Origin of the sequence: Thermoanaerobacterium sp. RBIITD, from assembly GCF_900205865.1 — a bacterium.
Lineage (GTDB): Bacteria > Bacillota > Thermoanaerobacteria > Thermoanaerobacterales > Thermoanaerobacteraceae > Thermoanaerobacterium.
Map to the genome: position 1 here is coordinate 372267 of NZ_LT906662.1, position 18750 is coordinate 391016.

18 protein-coding genes and 1 pseudogene are annotated in these 18750 nt (G+C 29.0%); all 19 read right to left on the bottom strand.

The window, feature by feature from the left end:
* Positions 1 to 18 precede the first annotated feature (18 nt).
* Positions 19 to 1092: a mannose-1-phosphate guanylyltransferase gene (locus tag CPG45_RS01775; protein WP_096230354.1), complete on the bottom strand. Its 1074-nt coding sequence runs from the start codon at positions 1090 to 1092 to the stop codon at positions 19 to 21.
* 219 nt (positions 1093 to 1311) lie between these two features.
* On the bottom strand, positions 1312 to 2484 hold the full coding sequence (locus CPG45_RS01780; protein ID WP_096230355.1) for a hypothetical protein: 1173 nt from the start codon (positions 2482 to 2484) through the stop codon (positions 1312 to 1314).
* Positions 2484 to 2984, bottom strand: coding sequence for a hypothetical protein (locus tag CPG45_RS01785; protein ID WP_096230356.1), 501 nt, complete (start codon positions 2982 to 2984; stop codon positions 2484 to 2486). Before CPG45_RS01785 ends, CPG45_RS01780 begins: the two co-directional genes overlap by 1 nt.
* A complete protein-coding gene (locus CPG45_RS01790) occupies positions 2985 to 4391 on the bottom strand; it encodes a VPA1262 family N-terminal domain-containing protein (RefSeq protein WP_096230357.1) in 1407 nt (468 codons plus the stop codon). It abuts the gene before it with no gap.
* 59 nt (positions 4392 to 4450) lie between these two features.
* Positions 4451 to 5443 (bottom strand): SDR family oxidoreductase, encoded by a 993-nt coding sequence (locus CPG45_RS01795; protein ID WP_096230358.1) that lies wholly within the window; start codon positions 5441 to 5443, stop codon positions 4451 to 4453.
* Positions 5444 to 5624: 181 nt separating this feature from the next.
* Entirely contained in the window at positions 5625 to 6548 is a 924-nt protein-coding gene (locus CPG45_RS01800) for a hypothetical protein (protein ID WP_096230359.1), read from the bottom strand.
* A gap of 66 nt (positions 6549 to 6614) precedes the next feature.
* Entirely contained in the window at positions 6615 to 7190 is a 576-nt protein-coding gene (locus tag CPG45_RS01805) for a hypothetical protein (RefSeq protein WP_096230360.1), read from the bottom strand.
* A 73-nt stretch (positions 7191 to 7263) separates the two neighbouring features.
* The gene (locus CPG45_RS17070; protein ID WP_197702829.1) at positions 7264 to 7542 is read right to left on the bottom strand and encodes a hypothetical protein; all 279 of its coding nucleotides are present in this window, start codon (positions 7540 to 7542) and stop codon (positions 7264 to 7266) included.
* A 45-nt stretch (positions 7543 to 7587) separates the two neighbouring features.
* A complete protein-coding gene (locus CPG45_RS01810) occupies positions 7588 to 8481 on the bottom strand; it encodes an HD domain-containing protein (protein ID WP_197702830.1) in 894 nt (297 codons plus the stop codon).
* Positions 8482 to 8663: 182 nt separating this feature from the next.
* Positions 8664 to 8912 carry a hypothetical protein gene (locus CPG45_RS01815; RefSeq protein ID WP_096230361.1) on the bottom strand — a complete coding sequence of 83 codons (249 nt, stop codon included), beginning with the start codon at positions 8910 to 8912 and terminating at the stop codon, positions 8664 to 8666.
* Positions 8913 to 9375: 463 nt separating this feature from the next.
* Positions 9376 to 9665 (bottom strand): annotated as a pseudogene (locus tag CPG45_RS01825) (mannose-1-phosphate guanylyltransferase); the annotation flags it as partial.
* 122 nt (positions 9666 to 9787) lie between these two features.
* Positions 9788 to 10960 (bottom strand): S1C family serine protease, encoded by a 1173-nt coding sequence (locus tag CPG45_RS01830; protein ID WP_096230352.1) that lies wholly within the window; start codon positions 10958 to 10960, stop codon positions 9788 to 9790.
* A 15-nt stretch (positions 10961 to 10975) separates the two neighbouring features.
* On the bottom strand, positions 10976 to 12115 hold the full coding sequence (locus tag CPG45_RS01835; protein ID WP_096230353.1) for an FxLYD domain-containing protein: 1140 nt from the start codon (positions 12113 to 12115) through the stop codon (positions 10976 to 10978).
* Positions 12116 to 12169: 54 nt separating this feature from the next.
* Positions 12170 to 13243 (bottom strand): mannose-1-phosphate guanylyltransferase, encoded by a 1074-nt coding sequence (locus tag CPG45_RS01840; protein WP_096230363.1) that lies wholly within the window; start codon positions 13241 to 13243, stop codon positions 12170 to 12172.
* Between the two features lie 120 nt (positions 13244 to 13363).
* A complete protein-coding gene (locus CPG45_RS01845; protein ID WP_096230364.1) occupies positions 13364 to 13672 on the bottom strand; it encodes an HNH endonuclease in 309 nt (102 codons plus the stop codon).
* 253 nt (positions 13673 to 13925) lie between these two features.
* Positions 13926 to 15302, bottom strand: a complete 1377-nt coding sequence (locus tag CPG45_RS01850; protein ID WP_172856453.1) for a sugar transferase — start codon at positions 15300 to 15302, stop codon at positions 13926 to 13928.
* 113 nt (positions 15303 to 15415) lie between these two features.
* Positions 15416 to 16777, bottom strand: a complete 1362-nt coding sequence (locus CPG45_RS01855; RefSeq protein ID WP_096230365.1) for a UDP-glucose dehydrogenase family protein — start codon at positions 16775 to 16777, stop codon at positions 15416 to 15418.
* A 346-nt stretch (positions 16778 to 17123) separates the two neighbouring features.
* Positions 17124 to 17348 carry a hypothetical protein gene (locus tag CPG45_RS17835; protein WP_255405103.1) on the bottom strand — a complete coding sequence of 75 codons (225 nt, stop codon included), beginning with the start codon at positions 17346 to 17348 and terminating at the stop codon, positions 17124 to 17126.
* Positions 17349 to 17399: 51 nt separating this feature from the next.
* A complete protein-coding gene (locus CPG45_RS01860; RefSeq protein ID WP_350354078.1) occupies positions 17400 to 18395 on the bottom strand; it encodes an IS110 family RNA-guided transposase in 996 nt (331 codons plus the stop codon).
* Positions 18396 to 18750 lie beyond the last annotated feature (355 nt).

The following is an 18750-nucleotide window of genomic DNA, read 5'->3' on the forward strand; positions in this document are numbered from 1 at the left end:
AAAAATAATTATATATTTTTACAAATACTCCGCCTTCTTCTTTTTCAATTCCTTCAATACTTCTTTCACATTTTGCGCTTTATCTTTTGAACATATTAAAAGTGCGTCTTCTGTGTCTACGATTATTACATCTTCTATACCGAGTATAGCAATGAGTTTATCGCTTCCTGTTATGATGCATTTCTTTGTGTCTACGCTTACGACATTGCCTTTTATGACGTTGCCATTCTCATCTTTTTCGTATAATCTTTCTATTGATGTCCAGCTTCCTACATCGTCCCAACCAAAGTCTCCTGGCACTACATATACATTCTTGGCCTTTTCCATTATGCCGTAATCTATCGATATGCTTTCAAGTTTTGAATATTCCTCGTATAAGATTTTCTCTATCTCATCTGAATCAAAGTTTTCCTTTATAACATTTAATGCACTGTATAATTGTGGCATATTTTCTTTTATCACATTTAGTATTGTAGATGTCTTCCAGATGAACATGCCGCTATTCCATAAATAGTCTCCGCTTTCTACATATTTCACTGCTGTATCATGATCTGGCTTTTCTACGAATCTTTCTACTTTGTGTACAGGATTGTTATGAAATATCTCATTTGTAATCTTCTTAAAGTTTATATATCCGTATCCTGTCTCCGGATGCAGCGGCTTTATGCCTATTGTGACAAGATTATTAACTGATTTTGCTTTCTCTATTGCTGTTTTCAATACTTCCAAATAGGCTTCTTCATCTTTTATTACGTGATCTGATGGCACTACTACCATGATAGAATCTCTATCAAGCCTTTCTGTATGTATGGCTGCAAGACCTATGCAAGCTGCTGTATTTTTTCCCATAGGCTCTATCAATATATTTTCTGTCGGAAGCTCTGGTATCTGGTCGCTAATCAAACCTGCATAATCTATGTTTGTAACAACAAAAATATTTTCAATTGGCATAAGTCTCTTTAGCCTATCTACCGTCTGCTGAATCATGGTTTTATCACCATATAGCTTTAAAAACTGCTTTGGCATCTTTATCCTGCTTTTGGGCCAAAACCTTTCGCCCTTTCCCCCTGCCATGATTACACCTGTTATCATATGTGCACCACCTCTCAATATTTTTTATTTCAATTTCTCAATCACTCTGACAAAGCTATATTTTTCTCTGTTACAGCACTTCTTCAAAAGCATTTTTTCTATAATATTCTATTATCTCTTTTAATCCATGTTTTAGCCGACATTCCAGTTTTCAGCCAAGAATATGTTTTTTTATTATCAAGGTTTCATTTACTGTATACATACTACCATCTAAGTATTTTATAATAATTTTATAATATAATTAATAATCTCATATCTATCTAAATCTTTTAAATACTTATTATATCTTATCTGTCTATCAAAATTTGAAATGAATAAATTGCTATTTATAATTTCAAGTTGTTTTTTTAAATCAACTATCAAATCGTCACTCATTAATTTTAAGATATCAGTAATATCATTGCATTTTTCCTGCCAGACAAATTTATTTCCATCATTTATAATAAATATTATTAAAAAGTCAACAAATAGCTTTTTAACTTCTTCATATTTCAATTGTTCAATTAAAATTTTTAAATTAATTAACTTATATAAGTTTTCTAAATCCTGCTTTTTTAAATTATCAATAATAAACTCTTTTTTAGATTCTTTTAATATATCAAAAAAGAATATTGGATAATATTTTTCTACAAAAATAAAATCTACAATTAAATATACTTTTTTATTTTCATCTAATTTACCAAATACTTTATTCAATCTTTCAATTTGTTCATCAACTTTTTTGGAATTATTTTCATTTTTATCATAAGCATATTGAGATATAGCATAATTAAAATCATAAGTCAATCTATATAATGCTCCATTAATTTTTAATTCATCATTTGAATTTAAAAAATCTATTAGTTCTTCATCAGTAAATTTTATTTCATAATCAGTAATTGTGGTTAAAAAAAATAAATTTTGATTATCCTCATTAATTATATCAATTAATGATTTTCTATCTGCATAATATATCAGTTTCAAAAGATAAATAACATAAAACATTATATTGTTGTGATCAACAAATTCACCTTCAAATCTATCAATAAACTCATATTTGTTTTTTAAGTAATTATCATTAAGTTTAGCATCATATTTAAGATATATTGATTTTTGTCCTACAAAAAGACTAGCTCCTTTACACAAAAATCTAAAACTTTTTTTAGGTTTAATATATCTTGCTATATTTTCTAAATCATCAAGAAATAAAACAACTAAAGATAAATAAAAAATAAATGTATAATGAGGTATTTTGCTTGAAGGCATTAAATTTAAACTTTCATCATAATCATCAATAATTTTACTAAATTCTTTTCCCGCATACATATTTTCTAAATCTTCTCTTATGGAATTAATATCTGACTGTCCCTCATTTACGATATTAGATATTTTTTCAATAATCTTATAATGCATTAATATCCCCAATCCTTTTTATTATATAAATTTTCAATAATATTGATTATTTTGTAATTTTGATCTTTATTATCATTTAGATTTATTTCATCAACATTAGATATCCTAAAAATACTGACATTGTTATTCATCCCAACTTTATCATTTATATTAAAACTATTTATTGATGCTCCAATGTGAATTATTTTTACATAAATTTTTTTTGATATGTCATAAACAAATAAAAATCTATCATGAAGTTCAATATGTGTAAAAATTTTTACTTCAACATCTTTGTTAGAATGATTATTGTAAAATCTACTACAAAACCAAATTATTCTTGTTATATTTATATCCAATTTTAAAAAATTAATAAAATTATCTATATTAATTTTATTTTTTGCACTTTTGTCATAATAATAAGGATCAATAATTATGATAAGATATTTTCCGGTATTTCTAAATGGAGATAATTCCTTTATTAAATAATTATTAATATCTGAATTATTACATATAATCATTTAAAAATCCTCTTTAACCATAATATTATCTTTATTTACAACATTGTTCTTTAATTTATTAAAAACTATTTTTGCATTATCTAAATCAAGTTCTATTATTGTTGAATAATTATCACCAAAAGAATTTAATGATGTACCTAACATATACCCTTTAATAAAATCATCATTAGTCAAAAAAATAAATCTATCATGAAAATGCTCCTTAGTCCCATAAAATGTTATATTCAAATTTTGTTTAGCTTTTTTATTAATTATTTCTTTCGTTGGTTTTATTGCTTTAATAAATTCATCAAATTCTTGATGAACTTTGTTTTTATCAATTGAATTTTCATTTTTTTCTTCTAAATTAATGTTTTTACCTACCTCATATACAATGTTTTTTTTCAATGATAAATTCTTAGAAAGTATTATTATAATATCGTTTAATTTATCTTTGCCACCTTTAGGTTTATAATCTATAAAATATGGATCAAAAATCCACATTTCAGTAAAACCATCAGCCGAAGATATTTGTTCAAAAATTTTAAAAGCTTTATCTTCTTCATTTTTCCCCAAAAATTCAAACAATCTATTATTATAATTTTTCTTTTTATATGCCAATTGTTCATTATATAAATAGCTTATTAATCTATCACTATCACTATTTTTCTTACCTACTTTTAATAATTGATTAAATACGGACTTTAAATTTACTTTTCTCTTTTGAGTTTTTAAATTCATCTCAATATCTTTGTTAATAATTCCCATATTAATATTTATATACTTTATGAAATGTAAATCATAATATGCATAAATCAATTTATTATCTTCTGAATATATTTCAATGTCTATTGAATCCCATAATTGATTTGGAATTATATTTTTAATACTGCCGCGATAAACCATTGTATTAACAATAATATTACCGAGCTTAAGTTTTATAATGAATAATATATTATTATATATATTTTGATTATAATCGATAAATATATTACCCTCATCGTTGGTAGTAAGATTTATATCAATTAAAGTACGATTAAATACAAATATATTGAATATTGAATAAGGATTATATTTTAATTTAAATCCGGACCATTCCTCTACAAAATCACTTACTTTTTTAAAAATATCTTTATCTTGAAATTCATTATATAATTCCTTATTATAGTTAATATATTCTTTATAATTGCAGCAGCAAGATGAATATGGATTTTTTTTGTTATTGCGACTTAAAAAACCTTCAATTATATCATCGCATTCAATATCTTCATTGATTAAATCATCAATATAATATTCTTTGAATTCAATATTGTGGGAATCTATAACAGTATTTTCACTTAAATTTCTATTTTTTCTATAATCATTAAATCCATCATGATAAAATCTAATAAATTCTTTACCATCAAAGTAAAAAACTTGTTTAATCATATTCTTTTCTCTCCATTTTTTTAATTACTTCGCGATATATAATTTTGCAGTCTAATAAATTAATCCCCTTTGGACCATACATTATATGATAAATCAACATTTATATCTTTCGTTACAGCAGCTTCTTCCTCTAATATATATTTTTCTTTATAATACTCAATCGTCTCTTTTAAACCCTGTTCAAGCTGATATTCCGGTTCCCAGCCAAGTACCTCCAAAGCTTTTTTATTATCAAGGTAGCTATGTACTATATCACCTTTTCTTGAATTAGTATAAATAGGTTTTAAATATGTACCCATTATTTCATTCATTATATCTACAAGTTCGTTTATCGTAATAGCTTTATTTGTACTTATATTTATTATCTCATTATCTCCTTTTTTAAGTGCTAGAAGATTAGCTTTTGCTACATCTTTTACAAAAATAAAATCCCTTGTTTGTTCACCATCTCCAAATATGACAGGTCTTTCGCCTTTTAACATCTTATCTATAAATATAGAGATTACTCCACCTTCACCTTTAGGATCCTGTCTAATCCCATAAACATTGGCATATCGTAATACTGTATACTTTAATCCGTATAATTCATTATAAACTTCAAAATAATGCTCAGGTGTATGTTTTGATATACCATAGTATGATATAGGATATACTCTATGTTTTTCATCAACCCCTAGATACTCTGGGTTACCGTATACTGCTGCTGAAGAAGCATAGATAATCTTTTTTACACCATATTTTCTGCAGCATTCTAGCAAATTAATCGTTCCAAGAATATTTACTTTTGCATCAAATACAGGGTCTTTTATAGATTTTTGTATGTCTATTTGCGCCGCGTGATGTATTACAACGTCAATTTTCTCATTTTCAAATACTTTGTATAAATTACTGTCTGTAATGTCTACATTATAAAATCTAGCTCTTTTATTTATGTTCTCTTTCTTACCAGTGGACATATTATCAACAACAACGACGTCATATCCATTATCTATAAGAAAATCTACGATATTTGATCCTATGAAGCCTGCTCCACCTGTGACTAATATGTTCATTAAAATTCCCCCTAATGGTCTAGCTATGTTACTCCAAAAAGGTCTAACTTTACTTTGTCATCAACATCTGTAGAACACTTTCCTATAACTTGTGCTAACTCTGTATACCTGCTTTAACATTATGCCTGTATCTATAAGACTGATATTGCTCTTCAAACTGTCTTACAATATTTTCATTAACTTACCTTAATAAATTGTCTATTCTCTTCTTCCAAGTTTCTACTCTATGAATTATTCTATCTTTTTGTAGCTCATTTGTTAATATATCTTTTTTAGTTAACATAGAAATATCCTTCCAATTTTTATCAAATACATAAGTAGCATTATCTGTATAAACACTTTCAAACAAATATATATTTTTTTCAGTAAATTCAAAAACTATATATCCAGAAAAACCAGCTCTGCCAATAGCAATGTAATCGGGATTAAAAGAATGTATAAATTTTATTCTATCTTCAATAACCGATTGATTACCTTTTTTTGCTTTCTGGATAAATGGTTTTATTTTTAGATATCTTACCTCCCATGGATAATCTCCTTGAGGTAGTATTTCCCAGTTTAATCTTTCAGTTTTACTTATATTTATATCACTCAAATCGTCATGTAATATTGTACATTCATTAAAAATTTCAAGAAATAAATTTATAACATGAATTAAAATTTCAGACGAATTAACAGTATCACATTTAATGATTGGTGATAATATCAAACTATCTCCTTTTGAATTTGTGCCAATTGATAACTCAATTGAATATGGTGGTATGAAATCTCGAGGATATCTTTTATAAGATACATCTATAAAATCCATCATATCTTCAGTTTTTCCACGGCCACACCATTGTTTCCAATGCCATTCAATTGTTCGATATTTTGTTTCCATCTTTTTATCTTTATGTATGATATAATATCCCTCTGCATTTTTTCTTGTAACAGGTCCAATTACTGATGTTAATACCGTTTCACCATTTTTGAGGTCAATTGAAAATCCTATTTCATAAGCTTTCTTGACATTATAATTATCTAGCGTGACGCCTATTCTTATATTTTCCCCATTTAAGTAATTTAGAAAGTCTATTTTTCTAATTCTTTTCTTTTTAATTATCAATTTTATCCCCCACATATACCTATTTAATATAAAACTTATATCTTAAATAAACATATTGATAGATTTCTATATACTTCTTATCTCATAAAACACGAGATATTTATTGCCAAAAGGTATATTTTCATTGTTTGTATTATAAGCAAAGCTCCATTCTAATAATACCGATTTTCCTTCCACTAGCAAATCTCTATATTTAAATTTTATTAAATCAATATGCTTCATAATTTGTAATATCTCTTCATTAGTTAAAAATTCTTTATTCTTATAATAATATTTATCCTCATTACTAATTATTATTGTTTCATCTACTTTGCCATACGTAACAAGATTCCATAAATCTCCTTGTACTGCCTCAATTATTATTCTTGAATTGCTAATCTCTAATGTCCCGCTTTTTTCCGCTATAAAAAAAGGATAATAAAAAATCATACCTTTATCCTTATAAGTATTATATAATTCCCGTCCTTTTTTCAATGCTTCCCTGGCATTAACACCAACTGCTCGCGGTAAATTTAAATCATCACCTTCATATACAGCTACCCGTATTGTCCATAACACATCATATGTTAAATTAACATCTGGATGAAATTCTTTTAATGGAACAGTCGGTATACCTAATTTGTTTAATTCTAAAAAACCCATTAATTTATTTATACTAATCACCTTTAAAGAATAATTTTATTAAAAATTAGATCTGATTATAATTTAATAAACTTTAAAAACTAGTTAATTCATCAAAAATACGCAAAGCAAAATTATCAGTCATCCCTGAAATAAAATCTATTATCGATTGAATATAATCATTTTTATTTTCTAGATCATATATTACATCATTTTTTAGTTTTGAATTATCACGATTATTTGAGTACTTTTTTAACCATTCAATAAAATATTTCGTTAATAGCGGATATATTTCGTTATAAGATGTAGTTATACGATTTATTGTATCATTTCCTTTATAACAATCTAATAAAACATTAAAGATTGAATGCATAATTAGCTTTGCAAAATCTTTATATAAATTTAGTCGCTTGTTCTCTTATATATACGAATAGCAAAATTTTTTTAGATGATCAATTAAAATTAAATATTTTTCAGAAAATCTTAATCCATTTAAAGGATCACTATGCCTACACAAATCTATTAAAAAATTATGAATTATAACTGTATTATTGATATCAGATATTTTTATATTAATGTCATTTTCAATAATTTTATATAATTCTATTATATTTCTTTTTGACAAAACTTTTAGCATAATAGCATCTTCTATGTCTCTCCCAATAAAGGCAATCTTATCTGATATCTTAACAACACATCCTTCCCAAGTAAAAGGCGAATATTCATTTGGCTTTGTGATAGAATATAAATCAATTACATTGTCTCGAGGTTTTAAAGATCTTTCTTTTATCTCACCACAATGTGAAATTATACCATCTCTAACTGCATATGTTAAATTTAAGTTTTCTTCATTACCATACGGATCTTGTAAAGTTTCATATTTATCTGCAAATCTTAAGCCATTCTTTTCATGCCAAAAATTATCTTCTAAATATTTCTCGGCTAAGTTTCTCAAAATTGTTTCTCCTGCATGACCAAATGGAGCGTGACCTATATCATGTCCAATAGCAATAGCTAAAGTCAAATCGGTATTTAATCCAAGATAGCTCGATATATCATAACTTATAGACATTACATGATTTACATGTTCCATTCTAGTACATATATGATCATTATGTGTAGCAAAAAACACTTGTGTTTTATGTTTTAATCTTCTAAAAGCCATGCAATTAAATATGTGATTATAATCCCTGTAAAATGGACTTCTTAATTCATCTTCTCTGTCGTATAACTCTTTTTGCCTTTTTATTGAATCATTCCATTTAACATTTCCTTCCCTAATGGCGTAATCAGCAAATTTCCCCTTTTCCATTTTATATACCCTCTTTTCAATTTTATCTAAACTTGATGGAATAATATAAAAAATTACTTTTCAAAGTATATTTCGACGTATTTAAATAAAAATTAAGACGATACTCCTACTACGGCTTTTTATCTTACAAATTATATTTCTTCCTTTTTGAAATAAAATCTTTATGCATATAATAAAAATTTTTATTTATATAAACTATCAAGTTTTACATTTATCTGTATTTTTTCTAAAAGATATGCTAAATCTGCTAACTTATTGCTTTCTCTATTTAGCAAATCAGAAATTATAAATTTAAATCCATATATTATAAAAAATATCTCTGATACAAATAAAAAGAAAAAAATACTAATAAGTATTATTTCTGTAAATGAAGATGTATGTTCATATATCCAGTTTAGAAAATCTAACCAAATCGGAATAATTAATGTCAAATATATACCTGGTAATAAAAAACCATTAAATTTCTTTTCATTACTTTGCTTATAAATGATATTTTTAATAGTTTCTAATTTTTTTCATTTTTTAATATGTTTTCTTTAGTCAAATAATCTATTAATAAATTCATTCTAATTTTATTATATCCATTAATATCCCACAGAAAACTTTTCGAATTGATTTTATATCTATTACTTAATATTTTTTTAATTTGAGAATTAATAAAATATAATGGAATCATCAATATAATAGCCATAATAATTAAGATGAAAAATTTTTTATATAAAAAAAATAAAATTGAAGTTATTATTCCTGTAATGGGAAATATCATAAAACAAAATTTAAAATATGTCTTTGAATAAGAAAATATTAATTTTTTCATGCTAAGATTATTTTCATAAAAATCTATTAGATTATCTACCATAAAAATCCACATTCTTTTAAAAAATTTTCTTATCTTTACAAATACTCCGACTTCCTCTCTCTAAGCTCCTTCAATACCTCTTTCACATTTTGTGCTTTATCTTTTGGCATATTAAAAGTGCGTCTTCTGTATCAACGACAATCACATCTTCTATGCCTAAAATCGCAATGAGTTTATCGCTTCCTGATATGATGCATTTCTTTGTATCAATGCTTACGACATTGCCTTTTATGACGTTGCCGTTGTCGTCTTTTTCGTACAATCTCTCCATTGATGTCCAGCTTCCTACATCATCCCCTCCAAAATCCCATTGCCATACAAAAACACAAAATCATTTTTGCCTTTTGATTTATTGCCAAACTATTTCCAGTTCTGGTCTCATAAGGCAAAGCCCTTTTTTAATATTCCTTTGGTATTGTTAAGTCTTCCATATGAACATGCTGCTTTTTAAATTTTTCTAAATTTACCACTTAAGATTTTCAATTGGTCATTTTCATAACCTATATCGTATGTACACATATAAAGACTTGTCACAACAGTATCTTGACCAGTGAGTTCCTGAGCTTCTATTGTTATAGTAACTTCTACATGATTATTATCTTTGTAATTAGATATAATGTTTTGAATATTAACATATTCTGTTCTAAGATAGCCATTTCGAAAATCTTGATATGTTGTTCCGCTTTGCCAATCACTGCCTAAAAGTGAATATGCGGTAACATAATCCTGCGAATTGATGCATTGATAAAAATACTGAACTAAAGCTTCGGCTTCTTCTTTAATAGATTGACCATTATCAAGTTGCTCTGTAGAATCAACGGCATATTCATTTGTCTGAGGTTTTGATGGATTTTTCGCCCAATTCTCCACAAGTGGTAATACTTGATTTATGGGTATGGAGAAACCTATTACCCCTTCAATAGTCCCGGCTGAATTTACTCCTAGAACCTCTCCTGTATTTTGATCCAATAGTGGGCCTCCACTACTACCAGGCGATATAGGAGCTGATATCTGATATACCCCTTTGTACACATATGGTGCAATTGTAAAATCTCTGTCAACACCGCTTATTATTCCCGTCGTAACTGTATTCTGTAACCCCAGTGGACTTCCCATGGCAATGACAGGATCGCCGACTTCCCCTTTTCTCGATGATATTTTAACAGGAGTTCTTCCTGCCAGTCCAGGTACATTTATTAAAGCTACATCTATATCTTCACCCTTGCCTATGACTGTACCGTTATATTCCTTTCCATCATATGTTTTTACTTTTACTGTAGAAGCACCACTAACTACATGAGCATTTGTTATGATATCGCCATTAGTGTCGTATAAAAATCCAGAACCTGTTACCATATCGCCTCCATCGTTGACCTCGATGTACATAACTTTTTCCTGATTATCAGATATTATAGACTTAATGCTAGTTTGTTTTGAATCTTTTGTTTGTGAACTTTTTATAGCGTTATATTGGCCTAATTTTGAGTTACCTGTAATTACTTGTTGATGAAATTCTTTGTTAATATAATTAAATGCAACAAGTCCAATTTCTATTATCAGAATTGTTATAAGTAAATTAATAATTAAAGAATTTTTAGAATCTTTTTTTGTCTCTCCCATGCTTGTTTGCCCCTTTTAATCAATATACCAGTTTACCCCAGTTATTTTTATATGATCAGCATTTGAAAGCCCATAGTGTATATTGGAAAAACTTCCTTTTTGCAATGGTGACAAATAAACTGGATATACATATGTATTGCCATCTCCAATAGTATTTCCATTTGCATCATATATTGCATAATAAATTTCTACTTCATATATAGGTTTTGTGGCTACATTTTTAATTTCTCCTTCTATCACAAAATCCCCATAACCATTGATGTAATTTTTAACATTTAATACGCTGACTGCATTGGTCCTGTTCATGGCATCTTCTTTGGCTGCAGAAATCATAGCTTGCTGCATTCTCTGTGCTTCTGCGTTTTCAAAAGCAGTTTTCTGATCTACTATAGTTTTTTTAAATGAAATAAGTTTAGCATTTGAACTATCGTATTGCATAGCTTTTTCTATCACTTTTAATGCTTCATTAAACTGTTTATCCTTTAACAACTCATTGGCATTTGAGTAAGCCATATTGGCAATTTTCTGACGTATTAATTTATCTATATTCTTTGCATCTGGACTATCTATATAGCTTAATCTAGACAATGCATCAGCCAACTCATCAATTGTATTTTTGTTTTTGGCATCATCATACAGTTGTTTTACTTCTACCTGTGTTTTATACTTTTTGCTGAGATTAGAAAGCATGTCAAAATACTCACCACTTCGACCTTCAAGGTCTTTATCAACTGCAGAAATGGATTTTAATGCTAAATCAAATTTTTTATCATCAGCATACTTATTAGCTGTTTCTAATTTTTCATATACCGTTTTGCCAAAATTTATTAAAGCCAGGTCTTGTTGTAATACTTTATGATTAGGGCGCAAAGCCAAACCCTTTTTAGCAAAATTTAATGCAGTATCAAAATTCCCCTGTAAAGCCATATCTTCCGCTTTTGCCCGTATTTCTTCCACTTTCTTATTGACACCTATTTCATAGAAAAAATAAAAAGTTACCGCTATGGCAACCATTATGGCAAAACTAAAAGGAATGAGCCAATATCTTTTATTTGAAGTTTTTGCTTCTTTAGATGTATTATCCACTAATGCTCCACAGTAAGGACAGATATGAAGATTGTCTCCCATTTTATAGCCGCAATTCTTGCAGTACATAAATGTCCTCCCCTTCTAGTCAAAAAATCCCTTTTTAAAAATAATTATATATTTTTACAAATACTCCGCCTTCTTCTTTTTCAATTCCTTCAATACTTCTTTCACATTTTGCGCTTTATCTTTTGAACATATTAAAAGTGCGTCTTCTGTGTCTACGATTATTACATCTTCTATGCCGAGTGTTGCGATGAGTTTATCGCTTCCTGTTATGATGCATTTCTTTGTGTCTACGCTTACGACATTGCCTTTTATGACGTTGCCATTCTCATCTTTTTCGTATAATCTTTCTATTGATGTCCAGCTTCCTACATCGTCCCAACCAAAGTCTCCTGGCACTACATATACATTCTTGGCCTTTTCCATTATGCCGTAATCTATCGATATGCTTTCAAGTTTTGAATATTCCTCGTATAAGATTTTCTCTATCTCATCTGAATCAAAGTTTTCCTTTATAACATTTAATGCACTGTATAATTGTGGCATATTTTCTTTTATCACATTTAGTATTGTAGATGTCTTCCAGATGAACATGCCGCTATTCCATAAATAGTCTCCGCTTTCTACATATTTCACTGCTGTATCATGATCTGGCTTTTCTACGAATCTTTCTACTTTGTGTACAGGATTGTTATGAAATATCTCATTTGTAATCTTCTTAAAGTTTATATATCCGTATCCTGTCTCCGGATGCAGCGGCTTTATGCCTATTGTGACAAGATTGTTGCCTGCTTTTGCTTTTTCTATTGCTGCTTTCAACACTCCTAAATAAGTTTCTTCATCTTTTATTACGTGATCTGATGGCACTACTACCATGATAGAATCTCTATCAAGCCTTTCTGTATGTATGGCTGCAAGACCTATGCAAGCTGCTGTATTTTTTCCCATAGGCTCTATCAATATATTTTCTGTCGGAAGCTCTGGTATCTGGTCGCTAATCAAACCTGCATAATCTATGTTTGTAACAACAAAAATATTTTCAATTGGCATAAGTCTCTTTAGCCTATCTACCGTCTGCTGAATCATGGTTTTATCACCATATAGCTTTAAAAACTGCTTTGGCATCTTTATCCTGCTTTTGGGCCAAAACCTTTCGCCCTTTCCCCCTGCCATGATTACACCTGTTATCATATGTGCACCACCTTCTTTATCAAACTATAAGACAAATTCATATTTCTAAACTAGTATCTTATCTAATATCTTATAAATTTCTACTACAAAAAAAGCCATACTTTAATAAAAAATTAATTATTAACTTCTTCTTTTACAGGACCAGTTGGGATAGTTATCGCTCTTGTATTCATTATTTTCCCAATGTAACGGTTGAAGATTACTTAAATCGTCCGTTCCTCCTTTTGACACAGGTATTATATGGTCTATTTCCCAGCCATAATCACCATGCGTTCCATACGAAGCTTTCCTTATTATAGCTCCGCAGCAATCACGTCTATATATATCTGGGTCTTCACCAGGTATTGGAAATCCTTTTTTCCAAACCTGATTTTTTGTATCATCATTAAATGATTCATTAAAAACTGTAGTATTATTTTTTCTATACATGTTGAAATTCCCCTTTTCATTATTTTTATTTAAAGTATGGCTTATATAACATATTAATCGTCTAAATATTTCGTCGATTCCATATTCAATTCAAATATCAATTTAAATCTTATTGAATAAGATATTACCAGGAGGTAAATCATAAATATAATGGGTGATTTTATGCTGAGTAAAAAATTTTATTCTAGTTTACTTAATGGATTATTATATAGTACTATATTATGGTTTCTTATTATTATGTTTATTACATTAGTCAATAAGCACCGTCTTTTTTAAGTACTGCTGGTATAGTTTTAAAAAGTATATTAAGATCAAGCCAAATATTCCAATTTGATATGTATTGCATATCCATTTTTAATCGTCCTTCAAAATCTACTTCACTTCGTCCACTTATTTGCCATAAACCAGTAATTCCAGGTGGAACTCTCCATAAGAATTTTGCATAATGACGTATCTCGTCTAATTCTCTCACAAGATAAGGCCTCGGTCCTACCAAGCTCATATCACCTTTTAGTACATTAAACAATTGTGGTAATTCGTCAAGACTTGTTTTCCTTAAAAATTTTCCTACTCTTGTTATCCTCGGATCATCTTTAAGTTTATGATTTATTAAATACTCATCTCTTATCTGCGGATTTTCCTCTAACCATTTTAATAAAATTTTTTCGGCATTTATAACCATTGTCCTAAATTTATATGCTTTAAATAATTTTCCATTTAATCCTATTCTATTTTGAACAAAAAATACAGGACCTGGAGAATCAATTTTTATTAATAGTGCTATTATAATTAATAAAGGCGATAAAATAATTAACGCAATAAATGACAGCGTAAAATCCAAAAGTCTCTTTACATGTCCTTCGAATCCGCCAATAAATACATCCTTTAATTTTAAAATAGGCATATCATCAATTACCTCTATTTCCATCGGATAGTTTGAAAGATTTATACTGTTATTAATTGAATAAACGCTTATGTACTTGCTAAGGCACATATTTATTATTTCTTCTGTTTTATCAATTTTTGATACTATAAATATTGTATCGATTTTATATTTATCAATAACAATATTAAAATTTTTAATATCTCCTAATTTATTTAAATCATCATAATTTATATCATCATCAGATAAAATACCCACTACGTTTATCCCAAATTCATGCGACATAAGCTTATTAATTATTTCACTTGATTCATTTGAATAATTCCCCAGTATCAATGCATTACTTAAATCTAAGCCTCTTTTATATCTCTGTTTTTGTAAATATAGTAAAATTGATTTGAATATTATTTGTAGCAGTAACCCAATAATAAATATGTATATAAGTGTTAATCTTGAAAAATACGTCATTTTAATAAAATATGATATAAATAGATATATAAATACTGAATAAACCATTCCATCAATTATTATTCCTATCTGATTAAATAAAGGCCAATGCTTATTATCATATAATCCTTTAAAGTATAAAATTAAAAAATCTATCGTTAATAAGATAATAAATGTGCTTAAATACCATCTTTTTGACATTATATTCATATTGAAATTAAATCTAAGATATAAAGCAATTATAAAAGCTAAAACCAATGCACTAATATCAAGTATAATACTCCATTTTTTATACCACATAATCCCACCCCCCATAAATAAATTTACGTAAATCTTTTAGCTTTGACTATTTTTATCTTTTTCTTAATATAAGTTTATCCATATAATTTAACGACTTTTATGTATTAAACTACTTATTTACTTATTGAAGCTGCGGCCTCATCATCATAAGTTGCATTATCGTTGCTTGAAATTAATCCATTAATTGTACTTCTTCCTATTGACTCGTATATGATTCCAGCCGTCTTTACCTTCTCTAAATCATAACAATTTCTTCCATCAATAACTAAAGGATTTTTCATTAACTTTGAGAATAGCGATATATTAAAGTTTTTAATTTCTGACCATTCAGTAAATATAAAGCAAATATCAGCATCTTTAAGTGTTTCCTCTATTGTATTGCAATACTTTATCTCTTTAGGATATATCTTTTTATAATTTTCAATGCCGACAGGATCCCATGCTTTAATATTAGCTCCATCTTCTAGAAGTATTGGTATATTCTGCAGTGACGGTGCTTCCCTTAAATCATCTGTACCTGGTTTGAATGTAAGCCCGAGAACTGCGACATTTAAACCACTAAAATTATCATAATATTTTCTTGCCTTTTTAATGAGTTTTATCTTTTGGCTTTCATTCACTTCGATTGCAGCTTTAATAGTTTTTAACTCATAATCGTTAAAATTTGCCAACCAATTTAGTGCCTTTGTATCTTTTGGAAAGCATGAACCACCATAACCGATGCCAGCTCTTAAAAACTTATCTCCTATGCGGGGATCCATTCCCATACCTTTTGCAACATTTTCTATATTTGCACCGACAATCTCACATAGGTTTGCTATTTCATTTATATACGAAATTTTTAAAGCAAGAAAATCGTTTGATGCATATTTTATCATTTCAGCGCTTCTTCTATCTGTTATTACGTATGGAAGTCCAAAACCATCGTATACTTTTCTCAATAGTTCTTCGGCATATTTTGTTTCAACTCCTAGTACTATACGATTTGCTTTTAATGTATCTCTAACAGCTGTCCCCTGTGATAAAAATTCAGGGTTTGATGCAACTTCTACATAAACATTGTGTTTTAAGTTTTCTTTTAAGATTCTTTCAATTTTATCATTTGTTCCAACAGGTACAGTTGATTTTACAGCAACTACACAATTCTTTTCTACAGATTCAGCTATTTGTTTTGTAACCTCATATACATATTTCAAATTTGCCGAACCATCTTTTTTTTCAGGAGTACCAACAGCTATAAAAATAACATCTGCATCTTTATAAGCTTCCTTATAATCAGTCGTATAAGTTAATCTCTTACTATTTTTAATCATTAATTCTTCAAGACCCGGCTCAAATATTGGTGACTTTCCAGACTTCATTATATTAATTTTTTTCTTATCAATGTCAACACAAGTTACATTATGCCCTATTTCTGCAAGGCATACTGCAGTAACCAAACCTACATAACCTGTGCCTGCTACTGAAATATTCATATAAATTCACCTCTTTAAATAAATTACAGCATGATTTATATTTGTTACAGTTTGTTAATTACGCCCGTAGGTCCTATTTCAGGAGCCGGAGGCGACTGAGCTTGCTAGTTAGACTCAAGTCCTTCCTATTATAGGCGAAAAGCTTATCCACTTGAAGGTAGATGTTTTGAACTTTAAACATTACTACGAAAATGGGATAATTTCTTCCAAGACCTCAAAGGTACTTGCGAAGGCTCGCACGTTGGCAACTTTATATACTAGCCCTAAAAAAGGCTAATACTACCCTATGCGAGTATAATCGTCTATACTTACCTCATACATATCCAGTGTAATGAAAATATCCCATTTATGCGGGCTGCTTTACCTCAAAACCGAGTTTTTGAAGTTCATAAACCATTCTTACAACTCGTTTTTTCTCGGTTTGAAGCCTGCGTGATTCAAAACAGTTTTCGTTATACTTGGTATCTGTTTTAAGTATAGTATAGATGATTACAAGCAGTTTCCTGGCAAAAGCTACAATTGCTTTTTTAGCACCTTTACGCTGTTTCATCTTCCAATACCATGCGCACAAATATGATTTCCTCTGGCCTTATTATCCAGGCCACTTCACAAAGGATGCATTTTATATATGGGTTACCTTTATTGATGTTTGCTCGTTTTTTTTACCTGCGCTTTCATTGTTACCTGGACTTAACCCAGCCCAGGAACAAATATGTTCAGCAGTTTTGAATTTACTCTTATTAGTGCCGATTTCTGCAAGTATTGTAGGTGCAGCTATTTTATCTATACCTGGTATACCATCTATTAGCTCTATTTGATGGTCATACTTTTGAATAAATGAATTAATCTGGCTCTCTACCTCTGAAAGATGGGCTTTAAGATTCTCGAGATGACTAAACATCATTTTAAGAAACTGCATCTGGTGTTTGTCCAGTCTGCCATTTATAGCCTGCATTATTTCATTTATCCTTCTGCGGGTTTTGGTTTTAAGACAACTATCAAGATCCTTGATAGTAATGCTGCCGTGAGTGTAAAGATGCTTTATTATTGCACTGCCAGAAGCACCAAATATATCTGATATGAAAGATGAAAGCCTGAAACCACAGCTTTGTAAAAACTTCTCAATACGATTCTTTTGTGAAGTTATATCTGATATAACGCTTATACGATATCTTGTGAGGTCCCTGACCTCTCGGATATCTTTTTTCGGAATAAAACTTCTGTTGAGAAGACCAGCTCTTAGAAGAGTAGCAATCCATTCCGCATCTTTCATATCAGTCTTCTTGCCGGGTACGTTCTTCATATGCCTTGCATTGGCAACAATTAGAAACATACGTCCATCAAATGCTGTTTCAAGAGTTTCATAGACAGACACCCAATATATACCTGTACTTTCCATAGCCATATGCATGCAGCTTTCTTCAACAAGCCATGCTTTTAGAGAATCAAGGTCTGAAAGCAGTGTTGAAAATATTCTGATTTCAGAGGTGGGTTGCTTGTTAATCGGTCCTTTGAGAAGACATGCAACTACGGATTCTTTGTGGATATCAAGTCTGCAGCAGCATTCAAAATGTCTTGTATATAAATCAACTCCTTTAAATATTTTGACAGGAATGATTGCCCGAGATTATATGAACTTTACTACTCGTGCTGCCTATAGGTCCACAATTGGTTGTGCTCGAAGGCAATCAGTTTACGTTGAAAAACGGGGTACTATTCCTCCGATGTTCGACCAAACTTTGTTCCTGTCCTACTTTGAATTTAGCACATAGTTGAAATTATACAAGTACTTAAGCCATTTTCATCCCTGGTTGTGATAGTAAGATCATGACCCGTTGATAATTAAATATTGTTTTACTAAATTCGTCATAATTAAATCCATCAAGTGCCACTTGATATTATGTATACATCGCTTAGCTATTATCTATGTTTGGGAAGATGGGTTGTCAAGCCCGAACGCAGTGAGTTCATTT